The organism is Endozoicomonas sp. OPT23 (assembly GCF_009653635.1).
Lineage (GTDB): Bacteria > Pseudomonadota > Gammaproteobacteria > Pseudomonadales > Endozoicomonadaceae > Endozoicomonas_A.
On record NZ_PPFD01000004.1, the window covers coordinates 163,957 to 187,853 of the forward strand.

A 23,897-nucleotide genomic window follows, 5' to 3' on the forward strand; every position below is an offset into this window, starting at 1 on the left:
CTATCGTGTTACCGGGATATTAAGTGTTTCCTGAAGCTGCCCTGATAATGACTCAGGCCAGCGGGAAGTGACTGTTTTCATTTTAGTAAAGAAGCGCACACCATCAGGACCGTGCATATTCAAAGGCCCGAACATGGAGTTCTTCCAACCACCGAAGCAGTGCCACGCTACCGGAACCGGAATAGGTACATTGACGCCGACCATACCTGCTTCGCACTGTTCACAGAAATGGTTGGCTATGGCACCTGAGCGCGTGTAAATAGCGGCACCATTACCATAGGAGTGCTGATTAACCAGTCGCAGGGCTTCTTCGTAACTTTCTACCCGTACAACGCAAAGCACAGGACCAAAAATTTCCTGCTGATAGATAGACATGGTTTCTGTCACTGAATCAAACAACGATGGCCCTATAAATGATCCGCAGGGGAATTCTTTGTTGCGACCGTCGACACAAAGATCAGCGCCTTCTTCAATACCTTTTTCAATCAGGGAAACAACGTTGCTGTAATGTTGCTGGGTGATCAGCGGACCAAAGTCAGGGGACGACTGCCAGCTGCCTACCGTCAGGTTTTCAATTTTTCTGGCCAGCTTTTCCACCAGCTGATCACCAGTCTTTTTACCAATCGCCACGACAACAGATATAGCCATACAGCGTTCACCGGCACTGCCATAGGCCGCTCCGGTCAACTGTTCTGCGGCCAGATCAAGATCTGCATCCTCCAGCACCAGAGCATGGTTTTTGGCACCACCCAAAGCCTGAACCCTTTTTCCATGAGCCGAAGCTTTCTGATAAATAGATTCTGCAACTGACGATGAACCGACAAAACTCACTGCGTGTACATCAGGATGCTCAAGCAGGTGATTAACCGTATCCGCTGAACCATGAACAAGGTTCAGTACACCATCAGGCAAACCCGCTTCTTTAAGCAGCTCAGGGTAAAGCGCTGGCGCAGAAGGGTCTTTCTCTGACGGTTTCAAGACAAAGGTGTTGCCACAGGCCAACGCTATGGGAATCATCCACAGAGGCACCATGGCAGGAAAATTAAAAGGGGTGATACCAACGCATACGCCCACAGGTTGCATAATACTCCAGCAATCAATGCCCTTAGCCGCATTGCGTGAGTGCTCTCCTTTCAATAACTCGGGAACCCCGCAGGCAAATTCAACGACATCTATCGCCCGGGCTAATTCTGCGGCTGAATCTTCACGAGTCTTCCCATGCTCATTCGACAGTCGCGTGGTGATTTCCAGACTGTGTTTTTCCAGCAACTCCCTGAATCTAAACAGTATGCGAGCTCTGGAAATAGCAGGTGTCGCTTTCCATTCAGGTAAAGCCTTCAGTGCAGAGCTAACAGCAATATCGACATCATTTTTATTTGAATCGGGCACGCTGCAAACCAATTGATCACTGGCCGGATTAAATACCTGAATTCGGCCTTTTGCATGACTTTCCCTGTACTGACCTCCAATAAAGTTCATTCTCTCCAATGACATACAGTCGTCTCTTCGGTGAGTTATTAATGTGTACTCAAACTACTGTTGCTTTAACAAAGTTTCTGAAGCTGCTCTGCCAACACGCTGATGATGCGATCTATGCCTTCTTTTTCGATAATCAAAGGAGGACAAAGAGCAAGCACTTCACCGTTTGCTCTGGTCATCACGCCCGCTTCGAGGCAGGCTCTGAACAGCCTCAGCGTTCTGGTTCCAGCCACTGCAGCTGGGTCAGGCGTTATCTGAATGGCACCTGTCAGCCCGAGATTGCGAATATCATCAACAAAAGGCAGCCCTTTCAGGGAGTGAATAGCCTCCTGCCAATAGCCTTCCAGCTCCTGCACCCGATAGAACAGACCATCCCGTTCATAAATATCCAGAACAGCGCCCAAGGCAGCACAAGCAGCGGGATTTGCAGAAAAGGTGTAACCGTGGAAAAAGTCGACCAGCGTTTCGCTATTAGCTGTAAGCGTGTCGTATATCTTGCGCTGGGAAAAAACAGCACCCATGGGAATCACACCGTTGGCCAGCGATTTGGCGGTGATGATAATGTCCGGAACAATACCGAACCGCTCCTGACTGGAAAATGGATGTCCCAGCCTACCCATAGCGGTGATGACTTCATCGACAATCAACAGAATATCGTGCTGATCACAGATACTTCTCAGCCTTTTCAGATACCCGGCAGGAGGAACGAGCACACCACCGGAACAGCAGAGAGGTTCAACAATCACTGCAGCAATATTATCCGCCGAGTATTTATCAATTAAACCGAGAAGCGCATCTGCCTGACGATGATCTTCCGGTGGTTCGCCTTTATTAAATTTCAGGTCACTTAGTGCCGCTGGCAGCTTATCGGTGTGCTGCAAAAGGTTAGGACAGTAGCGAGTATTATTGGGAATTCCGCCCACGGATATAGCACCAAAACCAGCACCGTGATAACCCATTTCGCGACCGATCAAGCGAACCTTATTCTTCTTACCTCTTAACTGCTGATAGGCCAGAGCCATTTTCATGGCTGTTTCTGCGGCTTCTGAACCGGAATTCACAAAGAAGGTCTGCCCAAAAGAATCTGGCAGATAATTCAGCAGCCTTTCTGATAATTTAAAAGGCAGCTCATGGGTAATTTGATAGCTGGGAGAGTAATCCAGTTTGCCAATCTGTTCGTATACCGCCTGAGCAATTTCTTTATTGCCATGACCGAGACTGGAACACCAGAGGCCACTGATGGCATCAAGTACTTTACTGCCATCATCCAGTGTGTAGAAAAGCCCTTGCCCTTCAGTTAGTAATTTTGGTGATTGTTTGAAATTACGGTTTGCTGAAAATGGCATCCAGAAAGAATCAAGCCGGTTTGATTCTGTAGACGGTTGAGCCTCTGGCATTCTTGCTCTCCAACCCGATTTGAGAAAGGCAGAGTATAGACCTCATTTTATTTGTTGGAGTGAATACTCACATTTCATAGTATTAGATAAGAAGATGAATCAGGGAGCATATATGACACAACAAACACTGGTCTGGTTTCGTAACGACCTCAGAGTTCACGATAACCCGGCTCTTTATTCTGCTTGCCAGGAAAGTCAGGTGATCGCTGTTTATCTGACCTTCAGTGAACAGTGGCAAACTCATAATGAGAGTAATAATAAGCTCTGGTTTGCGATGCAAAATCTTCAGGAATTAGAGCAAAACCTAAAAGCACTGAACATTCCCCTGATCGTTTTAAAGGCTGACTCCTTCGACAAAGCTTCGGGCATGCTGCTGAAACTGGCTAAGCAACTCAGCTGCACCGGCATCAGCTGGAATGATAAGTACGGTCTGAATGAAGAGTTACGGGACACTGAAGTTGAAAGGGCATTCGCTGATTCAGGTCTGAATTGCCGCAGGCATAATGACCAGACCCTGTTTCGTCCTGGCACCGTACGCAATGGTAAAGGCGAATACTTCAAGGTTTTTACTCCCTTCAAAAAAGCACTCTACCGCCAGTTGCAGATAGAACAGTTAAACTGCAGTCCTGCTCCTGATAAACAGGAGGTTGTAACTGAAAAGCTGCCGAAATCCGTAAACTATATCGATCTATATCAACCTCTATCCGAGCAGGTCAAAGAGCTATGGTCTGTTGGCGAAGATGCTGCCCATGAGCGATTGACAGATTTCATAGAAGAGAAATCAGAAGATTATAAAAACTTCCGAGATTTTCCTGACCGTCCTTATACCAGTACTATCTCTCCCTATCTGGCAACAGGTGTACTTTCTGTTCGCCAGTGTTTTCATGCTGCCTGTATGGCCAACCAGGGTGAACTGGATACAGGCAACGACGGCCTGCAATGCTGGATGAGTGAACTGATCTGGCGTGAGTTCTATCGTCATATTCTTCACGGTTTCCCAAGACTGTCCAAACACAGGGCATTTGTCGAACACACTGAAAAACTTCCATGGAGTAACAATGAATCTAACTTCCAAGCATGGTGTGAAGGCCGAACCGGCTATCCATTAGTTGATGCCGCCATGAAACAGCTGCTGGCAACAGGGTGGATGCACAACCGCCTGAGAATGGTCAGTGCTATGTTCCTCACCAAAAACCTGATGATCGACTGGCGTAAAGGCGAAGCCTTTTTCATGCAGCACCTGATTGATGGTGATTTCGCCTCCAATAATGGCGGCTGGCAATGGTCAGCAAGTACAGGGACTGATGCAGCGCCTTATTTTCGAATGTTTAATCCGGTCAATCAGTCAGAGAAGTTTGATCCAAAAGGCAGCTTTATCCGTAAATGGTTACCAGAGCTGGTGAGTTTGAACGACAAGCAGATTCATGCTCCCTGGCAGCATAATTTTGATATCAACTATCCCGAGCCCGTAGTCGATCATGCCGAATCCAGAAAAGAGGTTCTTGCTGCTTTCAAGGCATTGAAATAAACCAGTCTGCGAAAATGCTGATAGATTTAAAGCTACAGGTTTAAAAAGGACGTAACACCATGGCCATTGTTTCCATTCCAGAGCCCAGCAAAGACATCACTCTCGGCATCAGCGCATGCCTGATGGGTGAAAAAGTCCGGTATAACGGCGGACATAAACGTTCTTCCTTCTGTATGAACCAGTTATCTAATTTCTTTCATTTTCAGCCTGTCTGCCCTGAAGTCGCCATAGGCCTTGGGATTCCCAGAGAACCCATTCGACTGGTCGGAGAAATGGGCAACGAGCAGGTTCGAGTCGTCGGTACTGACTCACCAGAGCTTGACGTCACAGAGCAGCTGGAAAATTACGGCAAAGAAAAAGCCATGGAATTGACGGATATCTGTGGTTATATCCTGATGCAGAAATCACCCAGCTGCGGTATGGAGCGGGTAAAGGTTTACCATAAAAATGGTTCGCCACTGGGTGCCAGCGCACCGGGTGCTTATGCCAAAGCGCTGATGGAAACCAAACCATTGCTACCGATTGAAGAAGAAGGCCGACTTCACGACCCGGTTCTCAGGGATAACTTCTTTACCCGTGTGTACGCCTATCACCGCTGGCAGACCGATGTACTGGCCAACCCGAGCTATAAGGCGGTGGTTGATTTCCACAGCATTCAGAAATACACGATCATGGCTCATGACCCTAAGGACTACACATCACTGGGGCGAATAGTCGCCGAAGGCGGTAAGAAACCGCTGGACGAGCTGATGAGTGAATATTTCACCGGCTTTATGGAAACCCTGAAACAACGGGCAAACCATAAGTCACATACCAACACCATGATGCACATTCTTGGCTATGTGAAAAAGAGTGTCGACAGTGCCGAGCGTAATCAGTTTCTAAAGCTGGTAGAAGAATACCGCCAGGGCATTGTTCCTCTGGTAGCGCCTATCACCATGCTCAGACACTTTATTGAAAACCATGGCAGTGACTATATAAAACAGCAGACCTATCTGGAGCCTCATCCGAATCAGCTGGGTTTGAGAAACCAGTTATAAACTAACGCAGGTATTTACCATGGACGGTATTACACCCTCGCCCTCTACATCACCAGAACCCTCTCGGAAAAGAAAGAGTGAGAGTCCATCATCCAGTTCTGTCAGCTCTGTTGACTTAAGTAAGCAATTCACGGATGACGAGCTCTTATATTCAAAGCCAAAATCTCGAAAACTGAGCGAGGCTCAGATAAGTCATACTCATGATGCACTGGATGATCAGTTGGTTGCGAAGTTTGTACATCATGTATTCTTTGACGATGAAAACAGAGAACCAAAAGCATCTATTACGGGCTATATCGCTCAGTTCAAACAGGTTTGTCGATTCAATCATGCTGATGGCGTAAGTCTGGACCTTTTAGAGCGCCTGCAAAGTTTGAAAAGCATGCAGGGCGAGTCCGATGATGAAGTAGTGCTAAAAAGATTGATCAAAAAAGAAAAGTATAATCATATCCTAGGTATTGAGTTTGTCAGAGACAGGCTCGACTGCAGCTCGACCAGGACACGAAAAAAACGAGATGCAGACCATGATATGAACCAGCGTGAAAGGCAAGATATCCACAGTTCCTCACCTGAGCCAGACGAAATAGGTGCCAGAAAAGTGCCAAATTTATCTGCTCTGGATTTACTTGATCAACTACCAGAAGAAATAACAGAAAGTATGAAGCTGGCTGATATTGCTTTTAATGAATTACCCATACCTCAAAACCCATCAAAAACTTTACTCAATCTTCGAACAGCAACAGTTCGCATGGAAGCAGTTATCAGAGTCACACGTCTTATTGCTGATCACGCCTATAAAAAGTCTGATGCAGTTTCCATTGCTCAACTAATGAGTAAAAGTCATTGGAAAGATGTAAGCTCTCTCAACCAGAGTCTTTTCAGGTGGTTTAAGGAATTAAGCATATCCGATGCGAAAGGACTTGGGCTTAAAGAAGAGCAACTTGAAGCTGTGAAAAACGCTTTTACACGTTCCTGAGTGACAACAACTGGGCTTTAACAAAAAATACGAAGCAGCAACTATGCGGCCTCGCATTTCTTAGAACTTACTCGCTCAAACCAACATTGTTCTTCTGCAGAACCTGTTCAGCACGGTAACTGGAACGAACCAGCGCGCCAGATACAACTTCTACAAAGCCACGATCCAGCCCCCATTGACGATACTTTTCAAACTCTTCCGGAGTTACGTAGCGATCAATAGGCAGGTGGTTCTTGGTTGGCTGCAGATACTGACCCAGAGTCAGGATATCAACATTGTGTGCACGCAGATCATCCATAGTCGCAACGATCTCATCTTCAGTCTCACCCAGTCCCAGCATCAAACTGGTTTTGGTCAATACTTCCGGCTTATGCTTCTTGGCGTGAGCCAGCACATCCAGCGTCTGCTGATAACCGGAGCGTGGGTCACGTACCGGATGGGTCAGTCGACGAACTGTTTCTACGTTCTGGGCAAAGACAGAGATGCCACTGTCTACTACCTTTTCAACATCTTTCATGATGCCCTGAAAATCAGGCGTCAGTGTTTCAACGTCGGTTTCAGGGTTAACTTCTTTTACACGCTTTACGACAGCAGCATAATGCCCTGCACCGCCATCTTCGATGTCATCACGGTTCACAGAAGTCAGAACCAGATACTTAAGGTTCATCAGACGAACACTTTCAGCAGTATGATCTGGTTCGTTTGCATCCAGCCAGCCTTTCGGGTTACCGGTGTTGACTGCACAGAACTTACAGGCGCGGGTACAGGTGTCGCCCATCAACATGATGGTAGCTGTACCGGAACTCCAGCACTCATTAATGTTCGGGCACATGGCCTCTTCACAAACGGTACTCAGTTTGTGTTCATGAACGGTGCTTTTAACCGCTTTGTACTTGGTGCCAGACGAAGCCTTGATACGCAGCCATTCCGGCTTACGCATGAAAGGTTGAACCGCTTCCCCATCACGGTTTGAGGCCTTAATACCATTCTTGATGGCAGTAATGCCTTTTTCGTTGACGAACTTCTCTCCACTGGATACCTGAGCAGATTGAATCTGAACAGTTGGAATCAGGTTGTTTTCGGTCATAAAGTCAGGGCCATTTTTTCAGGACTCAGTCGTTACTGCGAGTCCTCATCTATAGCTTCAGTGCATTCGGCAGTTGGTTTTTCGCCGTATTCACTCCGTACTGGTCAGCCTTCCCTGCTGACTCAGCCTCTGTTTTTCGAATTTCTTTCCTTTGCTCTTTTAAACAGAGTTTTCAAGAAAAGGAATCCCGTCATTCTTGGTATGGGCATCATTATACCCAAGTTCAGTCATAAGGCACTCAAGTAAGCGACTGCTCACTTCATCCCAGCTGACCGTATCAATCAGGTCCCTGAGCTGAGCGACCTGCAGCCCTTCATAACCACAAGGGTTGATACGATTGAACGGCTCGGTATCCATGTCCAGGTTAAAACTGAGGCCATGATAGCTCTTCATCTTTCTGAACCTAAGTCCCAGAGCTGCAATCTTGGCATCGTCGATATAGACACCAGGCGCTTCCGGTTTGGCATGAGACTCAATACCATAACCTGCCAGCACTTTAATAATGGCCTGTTCAATAGCGGAAACAATCTTTCGCGGACCACTGTCGGAACGTCGAACATCCAGCATCAGATAAACAACCAGCTGACCTGGCCCGTGATAGGTCACCTGACCACCACGATCGATCTTGATCACCGGAATATCACCCGGTGCCAGCACATGCTCTGCCTTACCAGCCTGCCCCTGGGTAAATACCGGGTCGTGTTCTACAAACCAGAGTTCATCAACCGTGCTGTCATCACGCTGTTCTGTAAAGGCCTGCATGGCTCGCCATACCGGCTCATAGGGCTGCCTGCCCAGATGTCGGACGTTCAGATCCATCAAATTACCATCTGTACTCGACCTGTTGCCATCAGGTCATCATAAATTGCTTTCAGTTGCGGCTCGCCGGTAGCAAAGATTGTCACCATCACTGAGGAAAACTTGCCAGTACGGCTGTCTTTCTCACGGAAGTTACCATCATAATCCGGTGCATGCTGTTTAATAATGTCACAGACCACCTGCTGATAATCCGGCGCGGCCTTGCCAACGATACGGATTTCATAATCACAGGGGAATTCAATCTTTGGTGCTTCAGGATTGCTCATAGCTTTATGTAATTCTGGTGCGCAGTCGCACACAATAAAATAGTGAACCAACCATTCCTCACCTCCGGTGGGAAATGGTTGTAAATTTCGTATGTCTAGGTGCTTGCACTGATAAAAATGCCTTCAAGCCGTGAAGCTTGAAGGCATCAGTAAAAGCTAAAACCGGATTATAATGTTTAGTTAAAGAAACTCATTACAAACAGACGAATACTGTCCCAGATGCGCTTGAAAATACTGCCACGTTCAACAGATTGTTGAGCCAATAGTGGTACTTCTTTCACTACCTCATCGTCCAGCATCACCTTCAGGGTGCCCAGTTGCTGGCCTGCTTCAACAGGTGCCTCAATCATAGGATTAACATCCATGATCGCTTTCAGGTCTTTGCCTGCTCCACGGGGAACGGTAACAATCAGATCTTTCTCGATACCGAGACTGATCTCATCCTTCTGACCTTTCCATATTTCTACAGACTTAAGAGGCTCGCCACCTTTCTTGATATCAACATTTTCAAAGAATCGGAAACCGTAAGTGAGCAGTTTCTGAGCTTCTTCCGCACGCTGTTTCTCACTTCTGGTACCAAGGACTACGGTAATCAAACGACGACCATCTTTTATCGCAGAAGCAGCAAGTCCATAACCGCTGGCCTTGATATGACCGGTTTTCAGACCATCTACGTATGGGTTGGTCCAAAGCAGTCGGTTACGATTGGCTTGACGACGCAGTGCCTTGCCGGTTCTTTTGTTGACGCCATATTGATAGTACTTCTGCGAGTAGATTTTGTAGTACTCAGGGTAGTCCTTAACAATATGCAGGGAGAGGATTCCCAAATCTCTGGCTGTGGAATAGTGATCATCTGCCGGCCAACCGGAAGCATTGGCAAAATGGGTGTTGATCATGCCCAGTTTACGAGCCGTATTGTTCATCAGCTGGGCAAAGGAGTCTTCACTGCCAGCAACATGCTCGGCCAGTGCCACACTGGCATCATTGCCGGAAACAATGATGATGCCTTTCAACAGTTCAGATACAGGAACCTTGTCGCCCACCTCGATAAACATGGTGGAGCCGCCCATACGCCAGGCTTTTTCACTGACCAGTACCTGATCATCACGACCGATATTGCCTGAGTCCAGTTCGATTTCACCAATGTAAGCCGTCATCATCTTGGTCAGACTGGCCGGGTGCATGGTTTCGTCAGGGTTGACCGATGCCAGTATTTCACCACTGTCGGCATCCATCAGGACATAACTTTTGGCTGCGATTTTCGGTGCTGCCGGAATCAGGGCACTGCTTTTAGCATGAACGGAACCTGCCGCCACCATCAGTGCCATGGCCGCCCATCCAGCCATCCGGCGAAGGGGGTTTGTCTGCTTCATCATTAAAAATGTTGCTCTGAAAACGGTTATTGACCGGTATTATAATGTTCCGGCTTGATGAGTTTAAGAGGCTGCTGTGCGATTACTGAGTAAGTTACTACTTACTGTACCGCTTTTTTCGGTACTTTGCGGTCTTCGTAAACCAGAAAAGGTGCATCAAACGCTCCCTCTTCCAGTTTTTCCAACAGGCTCTCGAGATGTTCCGGTGTCTGCACAGGCCCAATTCTTATCCTGTACAATGGATCCGGCTTTTCATCCCCTTTCATCACCTGAATTTCTCCGGCAATGGTTTCTGAAATTGCTCGTCGTAACATCTGGGCATTGTGGTAATTCTTCAAGGCTGCCATCTGCACAAACAACTGTTGCTTACTTCGTGCTTCTTGCTCCTGACGGGCAGCAAAGGCTTCAACATCAATGCCTTCAACTTTAACATTGGCAACACCGACATTGGCAAAGCCCAGTCTTTTCGCCGCAGCGTAAGAGAGGTCAATAACCCGGTTACTATGGAAGGGACCTCGGTCATTAACCCTCAGCACAACCGACCGGCCATTATCCCGGTTCATTACACGAACATAAGAAGGCAGTGGCAGGGTTTTATGAGCTGCGGTCATACCGTACAGATCATAAACTTCACCATTGGCTGTTCGCTTGCCATGGAACTTGGTGCCATACCAAGACGCAACTCCCACCTCTTCATAACCATTGGCTGAAGGCATAGGCGTGTAAGTAATACCATTGAGCGTATAAGGGGAGTCTTTTAACTCACCATTATGCACCCGTGGCACAGCATCAGGTATCTGGCTGATATCCCTTTTTTCTTTGGGCGGTCCGTCCTGAACAGTGACGCAACCTCCCAGAGCCAAAAGAGCAGATGCCAGAAAAACTCTGGTCATCTGCTGGTATGTTTCTCGTGCTGTCATTTAAGTTTGTTCTTTATACTTGCCCTGATTATCAGGGCTTATGCTCAGTGCTAGAGTTCAATGTTAGTTATCAGCAATGGTTTTATTCAATTTAGGAACAGCTGTTTTATAGCCTGACTTAACATCTCTTGCCAGCTGATACACCGCCATCGCATAGAGCTTGCTGCGATTATAGGTAGTGATCACGTAGAAGTTATGCAACCCCAGCCAGTACTCAGTGCCTTTGGCGCCTTCCAGCGTCATCGCGGCAACTTTTGCAGCATCAGGGACAACTGAAACTGGAGTCCAACCTGCATCTTCAACCTGCTTCAGAGTTTTCTTCGGTCTTACCGACTTGCTGACTACCTTCTGGTATTTAGCACCATGCACTTTCGCTCGGCTGACAATAGGTCGTCCTTCTTTCCAGCCATTTTCCTTCAGATAGTTGGCAACACTGGCAATAGCATCTTCTTCCTGCTGCCAGATATTGGCCTGCCCATCACCGGTATGGTCAACAGCAAAGACTCTGTAGCTGGACGGCATAAACTGTGGAATACCCATGGCTCCAGCATAGGAGCCGGTCAACTCAGAGGCTTCCAGTTTCTGTTCTCTGGCCAGAATCAGGAAGTTCTTCAATTCCTTGGTAAAGAATTTACTGCGTGGTGGGTAATCAAAACTCAGAGTTGAAAGAGCATCCAGCACCTTGAAACCACCGGTTTGACGACCGTAGTAGGTTTCAACTCCAATAATGGCAACAATGATATGAGCTGGCACACCGTATTTCTTTTCTACTTCTTTCAGTGTTTCAGCATGATCTTTCCAGAACTTAACACCCTTCTGGATACGCTCTTCGGTCATGAAAATTTTGCGATAGCCCTTCCAGGTCAGACGTTTCTCTGCCGGACGGCTGATCAGCTCCAGAACTCTATCAATCTTATTGGCCTGACCAATAATGGATTCCAGCTCCGAGCGTTTAAACTCTTCGTTTTCAACCAGATCATCGATAAACGCCTGAACCACTTCCTGGCTGGCATAGTCCGGTTGTTGTTCCTGCTTGCTGGCTTCGGCAAAAACTGGCCCTGCCAACAGGCAACTGCTTAATACAGCACTGATAATTGATGCGCGTAAGGCCATTTTTCTCATTTCCCCTCAGTCACTACTTTGGACATCCTTTTCCACAATCTATTCCAACAAGGGTGCGTGTAAACATAAGTGTCTCAATTCACTTTTACACCCTGATGTATCCTGAGTATTTTCTTACTCTACAGCAGTCGTCCATGGACAACTACAGTGCAACTGTAATGTGTTTGTCAGGATACCGGCAGCCTTAATATCCACCATAACACAGAGTAACTGCGCAGAGTTACAGTAGCAGGAATAGCCAGAACTACTGCAACTCTGCGGTTGTCACCTGAAAGGTTTATCGCCGTATATCGAGAAATGTTTTGTGGGTATGAATTGACATCAACATGCCAAAGCCTGCCATCAAGGTAACCAGTGATGTACCACCACGACTGACCAGTGGCAGAGGAACACCCACTACAGGAAGAATGCCGCTCACCATGCCAATGTTCACAAACAAATAAACAAAGAAAGTCAGGGTAATACTGCCCGCCAGCAGGCGACCAAAGAGGGAGGAAGCCTGAAAAGTAATCATCAGTCCACGACCGATAATCAGGGCATAAAGCCCCAGCAGAACCAGACAGCCCATCAGGCCAAACTCTTCCGCCAGAACCGCAATAATAAAATCGGTATGGCTTTCCGGCAAAAAGTTCAGCTGGGATTGCGTACCCATCAAATAACCTTTGCCATAAAGGCCGCCTGAGCCAATAGCGATCTTTGACTGGATGATATTCCAGCCCGAACCCCAGGGGTCACTCTCCGGATTCAGAAAGGTCAGCACCCGCTGTTTCTGGTATTCCCGCATAATGAAATGCCACATACCCCAGACAGCAGGCACAGCCAAAGCAACGGCTGAGAAAATAATCCGTTTCCTCAAACCTGCCAAGAGCAATACAAACAGTCCCGAAGCACCAATAAGCAGTGAGGTTCCCAGGTCAGGCTGCTTGGCAATCAGCACCACAGGAATACCGATAATCGCCAGAACAACAATGATGTCTTTGAGCGAGGGTGGCAGAGGTCGCTTGGAAAGGTAGGTCGCCGCCACAATCGGCATAATCAGCTTGATGATTTCCGACGGCTGAAAGCGAAAGCCCGGCAGCTGAATCCAGCGCTGGGCTCCCTTCGACTGAATCCCCACAAAAAGGACGCCTAGCAACAAAGCCACGCCTCCGGCATATATCCAGGGCGATAGCCTCATCAGCATTCGGGGTGGTATCTGGGCAATCACAATCATGCCGACAACCCCCACCACCATATACAATGCCTGACGTATAACCATGCTGGTGTTCTGGCCACTGGCGCTGTACAGAATAAACAGCCCTGCACCGCACAGGATCAGCAGAAAGCCCAGCAACACAATGTCTACATGAAACTTCTCGGACCAGTGAGGCTCTTTGGAGAAACCATAGGGTTCATCAAGCTGACGGACAAAATCCTGACTGGCCATCACTTGCCCTCCTTTTCAGCATTCTCTTTCAGCTTGGGAATCAGGTAGTAATCCATGATTTCCCTGGCAACGTTAGCCGCCCCCTTATCATTCTCCACGATAACAGACAGTGCAATCTGAGGGTCTTCAATCGGGGCAAAGGCAACAAACAGACTGTGGTCACGCTGAAACTCTTTCAACTTTTCAGCATCATAGTCTTCGCCCTGGGCGATACTCACGACCTGGGCCGTGCCTGTTTTACCAGCCATTCGATAGGGAAGGTTACGACCAATGCGCCAATGAGCGGTTCCCCTTTTATGGCTGACAACATTTTCCATACTCTTGATAACTGCATCCCAGTCGACTTCCTTCAGTTCAATGTCTTCGCCCCACTGTGGTCGTTGAACGTCTGGAAGGTCTTCCCGAACCAGCCTTGGTTGCACATGCTTACCCCGGTTAGCAACCAGAGTCACAGCCTCGGCCATCTGCATCGGCGTCGCCAGCATATAGCCCTGACCGATAATGGCGATAATCGTTTCACCCGGATACCAGGGCTGGCCATAGGCGCCGCGTTTCCATTCAGTAGATGGCAGTAAACCGGATCGCTCTTCATAAATGTCGATACCCGTCTTGCGGCCATAGCCAAATTCACTTAGGAAATCATGCATACGGTCAATGCCGTATTTCCCGGCGAAGTTGTAAAAGTAGGTGTCGTTGGAGCGATAAATGGCTTTATCCAGATTAATCCAGCCATCACCACCGCGCTTCCAGTTTCTGAATTTATGTTCACTGCCCGGCAGCTGAAACCAGCCTTTATCGAATATTTTATCTTCTGCCTTAACGGTGCCACTGGACAACAGCCCCAATGCAACAACAGGCTTCACCGTTGAAGCAGGTGGATATTCACCCAAAGTGGCACGGTTGTAGAGCGGTCTTTCGATATCAGTATTCAGGTCATCAAAGGTGGAGTAGGCAATACCGGTTACAAACAGGTTGGGGTCAAAAGCCGGGTTGCTAACCATTGCCATCACGCCACCCGTCTTTGGATCAAGAACAGCCACTGAACCACGTCTGCCGTCCATTGCCTTGATGGCTGCATCCTGCAAACCGGTATCTATATAGAGATGAAGGTCCTGCCCCGGAACCGGGTCAACCCGTTTAAGAACCCGACTCACACGACCTCGAACGTTGACTTCGACTTCTTGGTAGCCCGGCTTGCCCAGCAACAGTTTTTCATAAAACCGTTCCAGACCGATCTTACCGATGGTGTAAGTGCCACTGTAGAGCGCGGGATCAAGCTTTTTCAATTCCCGGTCATTGATACGACCAACATAACCGACACTGTGAGCAAAGGAGCTGCCTTCCGTGTATTCACGCACCAGTTCGGCATTGACTTCAACACCTGGCAGGCGAAACTGATTTACAGAGATAAGAGCAACTTGCTCATCATTCAGTTTGAATTTAAGAGGAACTGCTTCGAAAGGACGACGACGGCGCACCTGTTTTTTAAAACGAGTCTGTTCATTGTCAGAAAGAGGAACCAAATTGCCAATATCTGACAGCAGCTGATCCATATCATCGACACGTTCCCTGACAATAGAAAGGGTTTTACTGGAGCGATTGGTTGCCAGCAAATTGCCGTTACGATCGTAGATAAGACCGCGTACAGGCGGGACAGTCTGAACCAGAATCCGGTTTTCTTCCGACCGGGTCGACAGTTCATCGTATTTGATGACCTGAAGATAAAAGAGTCGGGACACCAGCACCATGGCCAGCAGAAGAATGAAAACCAGTGCCAGCCAGACCCTAATACTGACAATCCTTTGTTCTGACTTATGGTCTTTTAAGGTATTCACCGGCATGTATTTATTTACCGTAAAAATCACCTGCAAGCGATGAAATGCCTGCAGGCAACCTTTTTATTAATCATAACTACTTGTGATAAGGGTGATTTTTAAGAATACTCCAGGCTCTGTATACCTGCTCTGCAACAACAACACGTACCAACGGATGTGGCAGAGTCAGCGGTGACAGTGACCATTTCAAATCCGACTTCGTCATAACACTGGGATGAAGCCCTTCAGGGCCACCCACCATCAGACTGACATTACGGCCAGAGTGCATCCACTCGCCCATATTGTCTGCCAGTTTTTCCGTGGACCAGGCCTTACCCTTAATCTCCATGGTAACAATCAGGTCACCCTGACCGACTGCAGCGAGCATCTGCCCGGCTTCCTTTTCCTGCAGTCGGTTAACGTCGGCGCCTTTTCCTCTTCGGTTCAGAGGAATTTCAATCAGATCGAGCTTGATATCAGCACCCAGACGACGGCTGTATTCTTTATAGCCCTCATCGACCCAACCCGGCATTTTTGAGCCTACCGAGATCAGTTTTACTCTCATCAGACCTGCTCGGTAACCTGCTCTTCCTGAGGAGAAGATTCCCACAGGCGTTCCAGGTCGTAGAAAGCACGGGTAGCAGGCAGCATAACGTGAACGACAACGTCGCCCAGGTCCACCAGCACCCATTCAGAATTACCCTGACCTTCCGTACCCAGTGGGCGAATACCATTCTTTTTGCAGGCATCCATCACGCTGTCAGCAACAGACTTTACATGACGGTTGGAAGTACCGCTGGCAATGATCATGTAGTCAGTGACACTGGTCAGTTCAGAAACATCCAGGCAGTTAATGTCGTTGCCTTTAATTTCTTCGATGGCGTTAATTACCAGATCTTTCAGTTGTTCAGATTGCATATAATCTCTTAGTTACCTGTTTTCAATTCGCTTTCAATCGGCAGATATTCCAGCTGCCTTGAAAGCGGAAAAAGCCTGCATTGGAAGACTTTTTCATAAAAGGTCCAGCAGGCTTTTCGTACCGCTCCGAAATACTATCGAAGCTCTTTCTAAGTACACAGACCGTTGAACTCATACACTCGTTGCCCGCCTTCGGCGGGCAACGAGTGATAAAATATTCAATTACGTGTGTCTACACACTTATTAAATCATCTTACAGTGGATGAATGACTGCAATCCGTTATTTCCGGATATGTCCGTCACCCAACACCACATACTTGACCGATGTCAGGCCTTCGAGGCCTACCGGGCCACGGGCATGAATCTTGTCGGTGGAAATGCCGATCTCGGCACCCAGCCCATATTCAAAGCCGTCTGCAAAGCGAGTTGAAGCGTTAATCATCACCGAGCTGGAATCCACTTCCCTCAAGAAACGGCGACCTTTGGTATAGCTTTCAGTGACGATAGAATCCGTATGGTGAGAGCCATATTTATTAATATGGGCAATAGCTTCATCCATATCAGTCACCAGCTTAATGGATAAAACTGGACCAAGGTACTCGGTTTCCCAGTCTTCTTCTGTGGCGGCTATCGCAGAGGACAACAGTTCACAGACTGCCGAACAACCACGAAGTTCCACACCAATTTCCTGATAACGTTCAGCCAGACTAGGCAACACCAGCTCGGCCACCGTACGGTTCACCAGCAGGGTTTCCATGGCATTGCAGACACCATAACGGTGAGTCTTGGCATTAACGGCAATATTAAAAGCCTTGTCGAGATCAGCCTGATCATCAATATAGACATGGCAGATGCCATCCAGATGCTTAATCACTGGCACACGAGCATCACGGCTGATTCGCTCAATCAACCCCTTGCCGCCACGGGGAACAATGACATCGACATATTCAGGCATGCTGATCAAAGTACCTACCGCTTCACGGTCGGTAGTTTCAACAACCTGAACAGCCGCCTCAGGCAGACCAACCGCAGCCAGACCTTTCTGGATGCAGCCAGAAATGGCTTTATTGGAGTGAATGGACTCACTGCCACCACGCAGAATGACTGCATTGCCAGACTTAAGACAAAGGCTTGCCGCTTCAATAGTTACATTCGGGCGAGACTCGTAAATGATACCAATCACACCTAATGGCACCCGCATCTGACCAATCTGGATACCACTGGGCACGTATTTCATATTATCAATAGTGCCCACCGGATCAGGCAGTGTCGCCACCTGAGTCAGGTTTTCAACCATGGTATCAATACCGGCATCGGTCAGCTCCAGACGATCCAGCAGCGCTGAGTCCAGACCTTTGTTACGGCCATTGTCCAGATCAAGGGCATTAGCTTCACGCAGTGCCGGTCGGGCAGACTTCAGCTCACGGGCAATCGCCATCAACGCCTGGTTTTTGATACCAGTATCTGCTTTTGCCACTAATGCACTGGCTTCGCGGGCTTTTTGCCCCAGTTCGTGCATGTATTCTTGGACCTGTACTACCGTCGCCTGTTCTGTCACTGCATGCTCCTTCAACTTTTGTGGCGAGCTATGGCGATGTGCTCTGCCGATAAACACGGTCTTTTAAAAGCCGGATTCCAGCAATACGCATCACCAATAACCGCTCATTATAACGCGGCACGCCTTACCATTAAACTTACCTTTAAATCAGACCGCTATTGGCATGGTAAATTCAAACACAGTACCGCCTTCAGAGTGGCGCTGAAAACTCATACGACCACCGTGAGACTGGATAATGGAATGGCAGACCGTCAGGCCAATGCCCATGCCATCGGACTTTGTCGTATAGAAAGGGGTGAACAGTTTTTCTTCTGCGTCTTCCGCCAGACCATAACCACGATCAATAACCGAGACCTTAACAAAACGGTCCTCAAATACTTCCGCTTTGACCCAAACACCAATGTTACGGGTTTCCTGGTCCCGCATGGCTTCCATACCGTTGCGAATCAGGTTCAGTGCCACCTGCTGTATCTGTACCGGATCGACCTTAACCTCTGGCAGTTCCGGTGCCAGTTCCATATGAATTTCCATGCTGTTATTTCTGGCATCGACTTCTGCCAGCTTCACGGTATCGTTCAGCAGTTTCACCGGATCAACACGACCCAGTACATGGTCGGGTTTTTTAACGAAGGAGCGGATACGGGCGATGATGTCACCGGCACGTCGAGCCTGAGTATTAATCTTATCCATGGCTTCATAAAGAGATTCGTACACATCATTCTCTTTATCTTCAACACGGCCAATCATTCGTTTGGCGACCTGAGCGTAGTTGGAAATAGCCGTCAGTGGCTGGTTAACCTCATGGGCAAAGCCGGCTGCCATTTCACCCATGGTACTCAGCCGTGATACGTGGGTGAGCTTTTCTTTCTGAGTATCCAGCTCATCCAGTGCCTTCTTCAGCGCCGCCTGACCGCGCCTCTTACTGGTAATATCAGTAAAAACAACAACGGCGCCATTCGGGTTCTCGTCTTCCATAATCGGCGTACAGGAGTAGCTGACAGGAAATGATGTTCCATCTTTGGTCCAGAACAAGGCATCAGAGACCGACTTACTCACCCCCTGATTCAGCGTATCCTGAATAGGAGCCAGGTGCTGGCTGCGCGCTTCGTCACCCGCTTCGCCCAGCATAAGACTGATCAAGCCTCGATTGGTAAGATGGTCTAAGGTCCAGCCTGTCATTTGTGACGCAGCGGCGTTGGCAAAGGTGATATGCCCACGACTGTCGAGCCCAAAAATACCTTCATTCATGCTTTCCAGAATACGGGCCTTGTCCGCTTCCAGCTGCCGGTTACGCGCAGATAACGCCTGTTCCAGACGGTGAATCTTCAGTTGGGTTTCTACCCGGGCAATAACTTCTTCAGACTGAAAAGGCTTGGAGATAAAATCGACAGCACCGGTTTCCAGACCTCGAACCTTATCCTTGGTGTCATCCAGTGCAGACAGAAAGATAACGGTTATATTGCTGCTCTGCGGGTCTTCCTTCAGCTGACGGCAGACCTCATAGCCATCCATACCCGGCATCATAATATCCAGCAGCACCAGTGCCGGTTTGGCCTTATGGGCAATACGCAGGGCACTCTCACCATTTTTGGCAATCAGCAGCTTATAGCCACGACCACTGAGGGTCTGCAGCAAGACCTGCAGGTTGGTAGGGTTGTCATCTACCAGCAGAATGCGTTCTACATCCTCGCTGGATTCAACAGTATTTTCAGCTACGTACATCTTGCTCGCCAGTCTGGTGATCTGAGTTTCAGCCTGAATCCTTCTGTTCAGGCCTGGATAATCAATTGGGTGACAACAGAATAGTCAGTGAAACAGGGTTCGGCATTCTGCCAGAAATTCCGCTGCAGGGCATGGAGTCTTTGGGACAAAGGATATAATAGCCATGGATATTAGTACTGAGCTGTTTTTTCAGGCAGCATTCATGATTCAATATCACCCTTTATCCGGATGGAATTTTCACGTATGAAAGTGCTGGTCATAGGTCGCACGGGACAGGTTGGACATGAAGTCTGCAAACTGCTGGAACAGAAAAACATCACCTTTTGCGCCCCGGATCGCAATGAACTGGACCTTTCTGACGACAACCAGATCCAACGTTGTATCGATCAGTATAAGCCTGATTTTGTAGTAAATACTGCAGCCTATAACAATCCGGTACGCGCTGAAAATGAACCTTCCAAGTGCTTCGCTATTAACAGGGATGCTACCGCCACTCTGGCTGAATGCTGCCAGCGCTCCGGTATCACTCTGATTCATACTTCCAGCTATCGTGTCTTTGATGGCACCAAGCAGGACGCCTATACCGAGAAAGACCCAACCAACCCTATTGGTGTGCTCGGCAACAGTCGTCTGCAGGCTGAGCAGCAAATCCGTGAACGCTGTGACAAACATATTATTCTGCGCCTGTCCTGGATTGTCAGTGAACGTCGTCCCAACATGCTACGCAGACTGATTGACCCGATGATGGTTGAAGACGAGATATTCGTAACACCGGATCAGCTCGGTTGCCCAACTTCGGCTGATGATGCTGCCCGAGTTATTGTCGCAGTGCTTCAGCAGCTTGATTGTGGCGCAGCTCCGTGGGGCACTTATCACTACTCAACCACCGAATCAGTGTCTGAAAGCAATTTTGCCGAGCTTTTGATTTCAGAGGCTTCGGATCATCAGGAGCTAGCGGTTAAAAAGCTGATTATGGCCAAGATTGATTCCCGTGAAGGCATCAAACCTCCTGCCAATGCAACGCTGGATTCCAGTAAGTTGCTGAACACCTTTGGTATTCACGCCAAACCATGGCGCAGCGTTGTCGCTCGAATTGTCCGTGAGCACTTTAACCCTACCGAACCGTCATTAAGTAGTTAGATGTCGTTTACTCTTCCCAACCTGCCAGTCTGTGAAATTCTTACGGAGTTGGCAGACACCCTGACCCAATATGACCGGGTTATTCTTCAAGCGGCTACCGGTGCAGGTAAAACAACACTGGTTCCTTTGCATCTTCTGCAAAGCATGAAGCCTGACGACAAAATTCTGATGCTGGAACCTCGTCGTCTGGCAGCATCCGCTGCAGCCACCAGAATGGCGTCACTCATTGGCGAACCTGTAGGGGAAACCGTTGGCTATCGTATGCAGCTGGAGAACAGGGTCAGCAAAAACACAAAAATTGAAGTGGTAACGGAAGGCATTCTAACTCGAATGCTTCAGGACGACCCTGAACTCAGCAGCGTCTCCATTCTAATATTTGATGAGTTTCACGAACGATCTGTCCAGGCTGATCTTGGTCTGGCACTCAGCCTTCAGTGTCAGGAATACCTTCGGGAAGAACCCCTGAAATTATTGATCATGTCGGCAACACTGCAGACTGAACAACTCAGCCAAACCATTAATGCACCTGTTATTACCAGTAAAGGTTTTCTGCATCCGGTTGAAGAAATCTATCTTGATAGGCCCTTACCCGATCGTCATTTTTTTACTGTCTGCGATCACGTCTGCCAGCTGGCTCTGCGTGCCCTTAAAGAGCAGCAGGGTTCAATCCTTATCTTTCTGCCGGGAGCCGGTGAGATTCGCCAGCTGGCAAAATCACTCAACGAGAAAAACCTGCCAGAAAATACTGATGTCTACCCTCTCTATGGAGATATGTCTCTCGCCCAACAAAGAGAAGCCATTGCCCCTTCAAAAGCTGGCAGAAGAAAGCTGGTTATCGCCACTAATATCGCCGAAACCTCGCTGACCATAGACGGAGTTACCGTCGTCATTGATTCCGGCCTCACTCGTAAAGCTGTATTTGATACCAGCTCGGGTATGACCAAGTTGGAAACCCGACGAACCAGTTTAAGCAGTGCTGACCAACGAAAAGGTCGTGCCGGACGACTGGAGCCAGGTACCTGTTATCGTCTGTGGACAGAGTCAGAACATCAGCGTCTGGAAAAAGCTGATGCCCCTGAAATCATGGAAGCAGACCTTTCCTCTCTGGCACTCGACCTCTGTAACTGGGGAGCGACGCCCGAAGAGTTGTTCTGGCTGGACAAACCGCCAGAGCGGCGTTTTCAGGAAGCCCTTTCATTGCTCAAACAACTGTCAGCAATAGAACCTACGACAACCAACAGTTATAAAATCACAGAGCACGGTCAGAAAATGACTGGCCTTGGCGCACACCCTCGTATCGCTCATCTGTTGCTGGAATCTGCAAAGCTTGGCACTTTGAAACAAGGCAGCCTGCTTGCGGCTATTTTGACGGAACGAGATATTATTAAAGGCGGTAACAAACAGTCGGCAGATATTCTTGACCGTATTCATTTGCTAGAATCAACAGGAAAGTCCAGAGGCTTTGCAAGGGTTCATCAGCTGGCTAATCGCTGGCAAAAACAGTTAACCAGACAACAGAAGCAACAAAGTGGCCATACTTCCTACGCAAGATTGTTAATGGCTGCTTATCCAGACAGAGTTGCTCAACGACGTGGTCAGACCCATCAATACCTGATGAATTCCGGTCAGGGCATTGAGTTGAATATGGATGACCCACTTTGCGGTTCAGAATACCTTGTCGTTCCTGCTATGGGAGGTGCCAGCCAACGCTCTAATGCCAAAGCCTTCCTGGCCTGTGCAACGGATCTCAGTGAGATTTATGACGGTTTTGAACACCAGATCATTGATTGCACCAGCACTCGCTGGGACAGTCGTCTGCAGCGGGTTATCTCCAACAGGGAAGACAGACTTGGAGCACTGATTCTGGAGCAGAAACCTTTACAACAGCCTCCTTCGGAAGCCGTTTCTGTTGCCATGCAAGCCGGTATTATAGAGGCTGGCCTAAATGTACTGCCATGGACTAAAGAGTCACAACAACTGAGAACCCGTATCGGTTTTTTGGCTCGCTTCAATGGTTCTGACGATGAGGGCTTTCCCGATGTTTCAGATACCGCTTTATGTAACAGCATCGAAAACTGGCTTGCCCCTTATCTGGATGGCTGTACCCGTTATGAGCATCTGAAAAAGCTGAACCTGAAAGAGATACTGTTAAGCATGCTCAGCTGGCCACAACAGCAATTGTTGAATGAGCAAGCGCCTGAGCGTCTGAAAGTACCAAGTGGTTCGCGCATTCTTATTAATTATGAAAATCTGGAAGAACCCAAAGTTTCAGCTCGATTGCAGGAGCTGTTTGGCATGCTGGAGACACCGCTGATAGGCTTTGGTAAACAGCCTGTTACCATTGAGTTACTCTCCCCTGCCCAACGCCCGGTACAGATTACCAAAGATCTGAAAAGCTTCTGGAACAACACTTACTCTGAAGTCAGGAAGGACCTTAAAGGTCGCTATCCCAAGCACTATTGGCCAGAAGACCCTATGGAGGCAGAGGCTACACGGTTTGTCAGGCCAAGAAAGAGCTAGACTTAGAAAGTATTGATACTGAAGCCCATTGGTAAGAACAACAGGAGAGAGCCATGCCACGCCCTACTTATCCGGTCACTCTTATCGAAAGACATCAGTTGAGCAGTAATACCATTCAACTGGACTTCAATGTCGATGGCAGTTTCTCTTACGAAGCCGGGCAGTTCATCCAGCTGCACTTCCACCATAACGGTGAGGACTTCAAGCGCAGTTACAGCATTGCCAACAGTCCGGCCTCTTTTGAAACGACTGGAATTCTGGAAGTCGCCCTGAGCTATGTGGAAGGTGGTGTGGCTTCAGGGTTTTTCTCTACTCTTGAAGCAGGCTCCGAGCTATCACTGGGCGGCCCATTCGGAATCCTGACTGCGCCAGAAAATCCTGCTGGTCAGGTGGTTCTGGCAGGCACAGGAACCGGTATTGCCCCTTACCGGGCCATGTCTGAAGAACTTCTGGCTCTGGCAGAAAAAGGCACGAACATCACTCTACTGATGGGTGTACGCTCCAGAGGTGAGCTGATTTATGCCGAAGACCTGAAAGCTGTCGCTGATAGTCATCCGAATATCTCCTACAAAACCTGCTTCAGTCGGGAACCAGATGTTGACATCTCTGACTGTGAAAACAAGGGCTATATTCAGAACCAGTTTGATGGCCTGAATATCAACCCTGAGTCAGATATCGTTTACCTCTGCGGTAACCCAAAAATGATTGATGATGCTACAGAACTGCTAAAAGAGATGGGCCTTGGCGTCAGACAAATCAAACGCGAGAAGTATGTTTTTTCGAGCTAGGCGT

Annotated in this window: 20 protein-coding genes; 6 read left to right on the plus strand and 14 right to left on the minus strand. The window is 48.3% G+C overall.

The annotated features are described in order from the left end of the window. Both EOPP23_RS11220 and EOPP23_RS11225 read right to left on the minus strand, forming a co-directional pair. On the minus strand, positions 1-1,494 hold the full coding sequence (locus EOPP23_RS11220; protein ID WP_194842583.1) for a CoA-acylating methylmalonate-semialdehyde dehydrogenase: 1,494 nt from the start codon (positions 1,492-1,494) through the stop codon (positions 1-3). 50 nt (positions 1,495-1,544) lie between these two features. Then, positions 1,545-2,876 (minus strand): aminotransferase class III-fold pyridoxal phosphate-dependent enzyme, encoded by a 1,332-nt coding sequence (locus EOPP23_RS11225; RefSeq protein ID WP_153766082.1) that lies wholly within the window; start codon positions 2,874-2,876, stop codon positions 1,545-1,547. A gap of 112 nt (positions 2,877-2,988) precedes the next feature. Between EOPP23_RS11225 and phrB the strand changes: the two genes are divergently transcribed. Genes phrB through EOPP23_RS11240 form a run of 3 tightly spaced genes read left to right on the plus strand, consistent with a single transcriptional unit; the run spans position 2,989 to position 6,420 of the window. Next, complete coding sequence (gene phrB / locus EOPP23_RS11230; protein ID WP_153766083.1) at positions 2,989-4,404, plus strand: deoxyribodipyrimidine photo-lyase; 1,416 nt, start codon at positions 2,989-2,991, stop codon at positions 4,402-4,404. A gap of 59 nt (positions 4,405-4,463) precedes the next feature. After that, positions 4,464-5,444: a DUF523 and DUF1722 domain-containing protein gene (locus EOPP23_RS11235; protein ID WP_153766084.1), complete on the plus strand. Its 981-nt coding sequence runs from the start codon at positions 4,464-4,466 to the stop codon at positions 5,442-5,444. 19 nt (positions 5,445-5,463) lie between these two features. Further along, the gene (locus tag EOPP23_RS11240) at positions 5,464-6,420 is read left to right on the plus strand and encodes a hypothetical protein (protein ID WP_153766085.1); all 957 of its coding nucleotides are present in this window, start codon (positions 5,464-5,466) and stop codon (positions 6,418-6,420) included. A 67-nt stretch (positions 6,421-6,487) separates the two neighbouring features. Here the strand turns inward: EOPP23_RS11240 and lipA are convergent, their stop codons facing one another. From lipA to EOPP23_RS11300, 12 genes are all read right to left on the minus strand, one after another. After that, positions 6,488-7,507 (minus strand): lipoyl synthase, encoded by a 1,020-nt coding sequence (gene lipA, locus EOPP23_RS11245; protein ID WP_153766086.1) that lies wholly within the window; start codon positions 7,505-7,507, stop codon positions 6,488-6,490. 159 nt (positions 7,508-7,666) lie between these two features. Continuing rightward, positions 7,667-8,326, minus strand: coding sequence for a lipoyl(octanoyl) transferase LipB (gene lipB / locus EOPP23_RS11250; protein WP_153766087.1), 660 nt, complete (start codon positions 8,324-8,326; stop codon positions 7,667-7,669). Then, complete coding sequence (locus tag EOPP23_RS11255; RefSeq protein WP_153766088.1) at positions 8,326-8,592, minus strand: YbeD family protein; 267 nt, start codon at positions 8,590-8,592, stop codon at positions 8,326-8,328. The genes lipB and EOPP23_RS11255 overlap by 1 nt, the downstream gene beginning before the upstream one ends. Before the next feature lie 176 nt (positions 8,593-8,768). Continuing rightward, entirely contained in the window at positions 8,769-9,968 is a 1,200-nt protein-coding gene (locus tag EOPP23_RS11260; RefSeq protein ID WP_228550685.1) for a D-alanyl-D-alanine carboxypeptidase family protein, read from the minus strand. 98 nt (positions 9,969-10,066) lie between these two features. Further along, entirely contained in the window at positions 10,067-10,885 is an 819-nt protein-coding gene (locus tag EOPP23_RS21620) for a septal ring lytic transglycosylase RlpA family protein (protein ID WP_153766089.1), read from the minus strand. Between the two features lie 63 nt (positions 10,886-10,948). After that, a complete protein-coding gene (gene mltB / locus EOPP23_RS11270) occupies positions 10,949-11,998 on the minus strand; it encodes a lytic murein transglycosylase B (RefSeq protein WP_228550686.1) in 1,050 nt (349 codons plus the stop codon). 286 nt (positions 11,999-12,284) lie between these two features. Continuing rightward, complete coding sequence (gene rodA, locus EOPP23_RS11275) at positions 12,285-13,433, minus strand: rod shape-determining protein RodA (RefSeq protein ID WP_153766091.1); 1,149 nt, start codon at positions 13,431-13,433, stop codon at positions 12,285-12,287. Continuing rightward, complete coding sequence (gene mrdA / locus EOPP23_RS11280) at positions 13,433-15,274, minus strand: penicillin-binding protein 2 (protein ID WP_153766092.1); 1,842 nt, start codon at positions 15,272-15,274, stop codon at positions 13,433-13,435. The genes rodA and mrdA overlap by 1 nt, the downstream gene beginning before the upstream one ends. Before the next feature lie 70 nt (positions 15,275-15,344). After that, positions 15,345-15,812 carry a 23S rRNA (pseudouridine(1915)-N(3))-methyltransferase RlmH gene (gene rlmH / locus EOPP23_RS11285; RefSeq protein ID WP_153766093.1) on the minus strand — a complete coding sequence of 156 codons (468 nt, stop codon included), beginning with the start codon at positions 15,810-15,812 and terminating at the stop codon, positions 15,345-15,347. Continuing rightward, a complete protein-coding gene (rsfS, locus tag EOPP23_RS11290) occupies positions 15,812-16,165 on the minus strand; it encodes a ribosome silencing factor (protein WP_153766094.1) in 354 nt (117 codons plus the stop codon). The genes rlmH and rsfS overlap by 1 nt, the downstream gene beginning before the upstream one ends. A 280-nt stretch (positions 16,166-16,445) precedes the next feature. Beyond that, positions 16,446-17,684, minus strand: a complete 1,239-nt coding sequence (locus EOPP23_RS11295) for a glutamate-5-semialdehyde dehydrogenase (protein ID WP_153766178.1) — start codon at positions 17,682-17,684, stop codon at positions 16,446-16,448. A 186-nt stretch (positions 17,685-17,870) separates the two neighbouring features. Continuing rightward, positions 17,871-19,445 carry a response regulator gene (locus EOPP23_RS11300; protein ID WP_153766095.1) on the minus strand — a complete coding sequence of 525 codons (1,575 nt, stop codon included), beginning with the start codon at positions 19,443-19,445 and terminating at the stop codon, positions 17,871-17,873. 243 nt (positions 19,446-19,688) lie between these two features. Between EOPP23_RS11300 and EOPP23_RS11305 the strand changes: the two genes are divergently transcribed. From EOPP23_RS11305 to EOPP23_RS11315, 3 genes are read left to right on the plus strand one after another with little or no spacing between them, the layout of a single operon-like run. Further along, entirely contained in the window at positions 19,689-20,585 is an 897-nt protein-coding gene (locus tag EOPP23_RS11305) for a sugar nucleotide-binding protein (protein WP_194842584.1), read from the plus strand. Continuing rightward, positions 20,586-23,105, plus strand: coding sequence for an ATP-dependent helicase HrpB (gene hrpB, locus EOPP23_RS11310; RefSeq protein WP_153766097.1), 2,520 nt, complete (start codon positions 20,586-20,588; stop codon positions 23,103-23,105). Positions 23,106-23,158: 53 nt separating this feature from the next. Then, on the plus strand, positions 23,159-23,893 hold the full coding sequence (locus EOPP23_RS11315; RefSeq protein ID WP_153766098.1) for an FAD-binding oxidoreductase: 735 nt from the start codon (positions 23,159-23,161) through the stop codon (positions 23,891-23,893). The last annotated feature ends 4 nt before the right edge of the window (positions 23,894-23,897 follow it).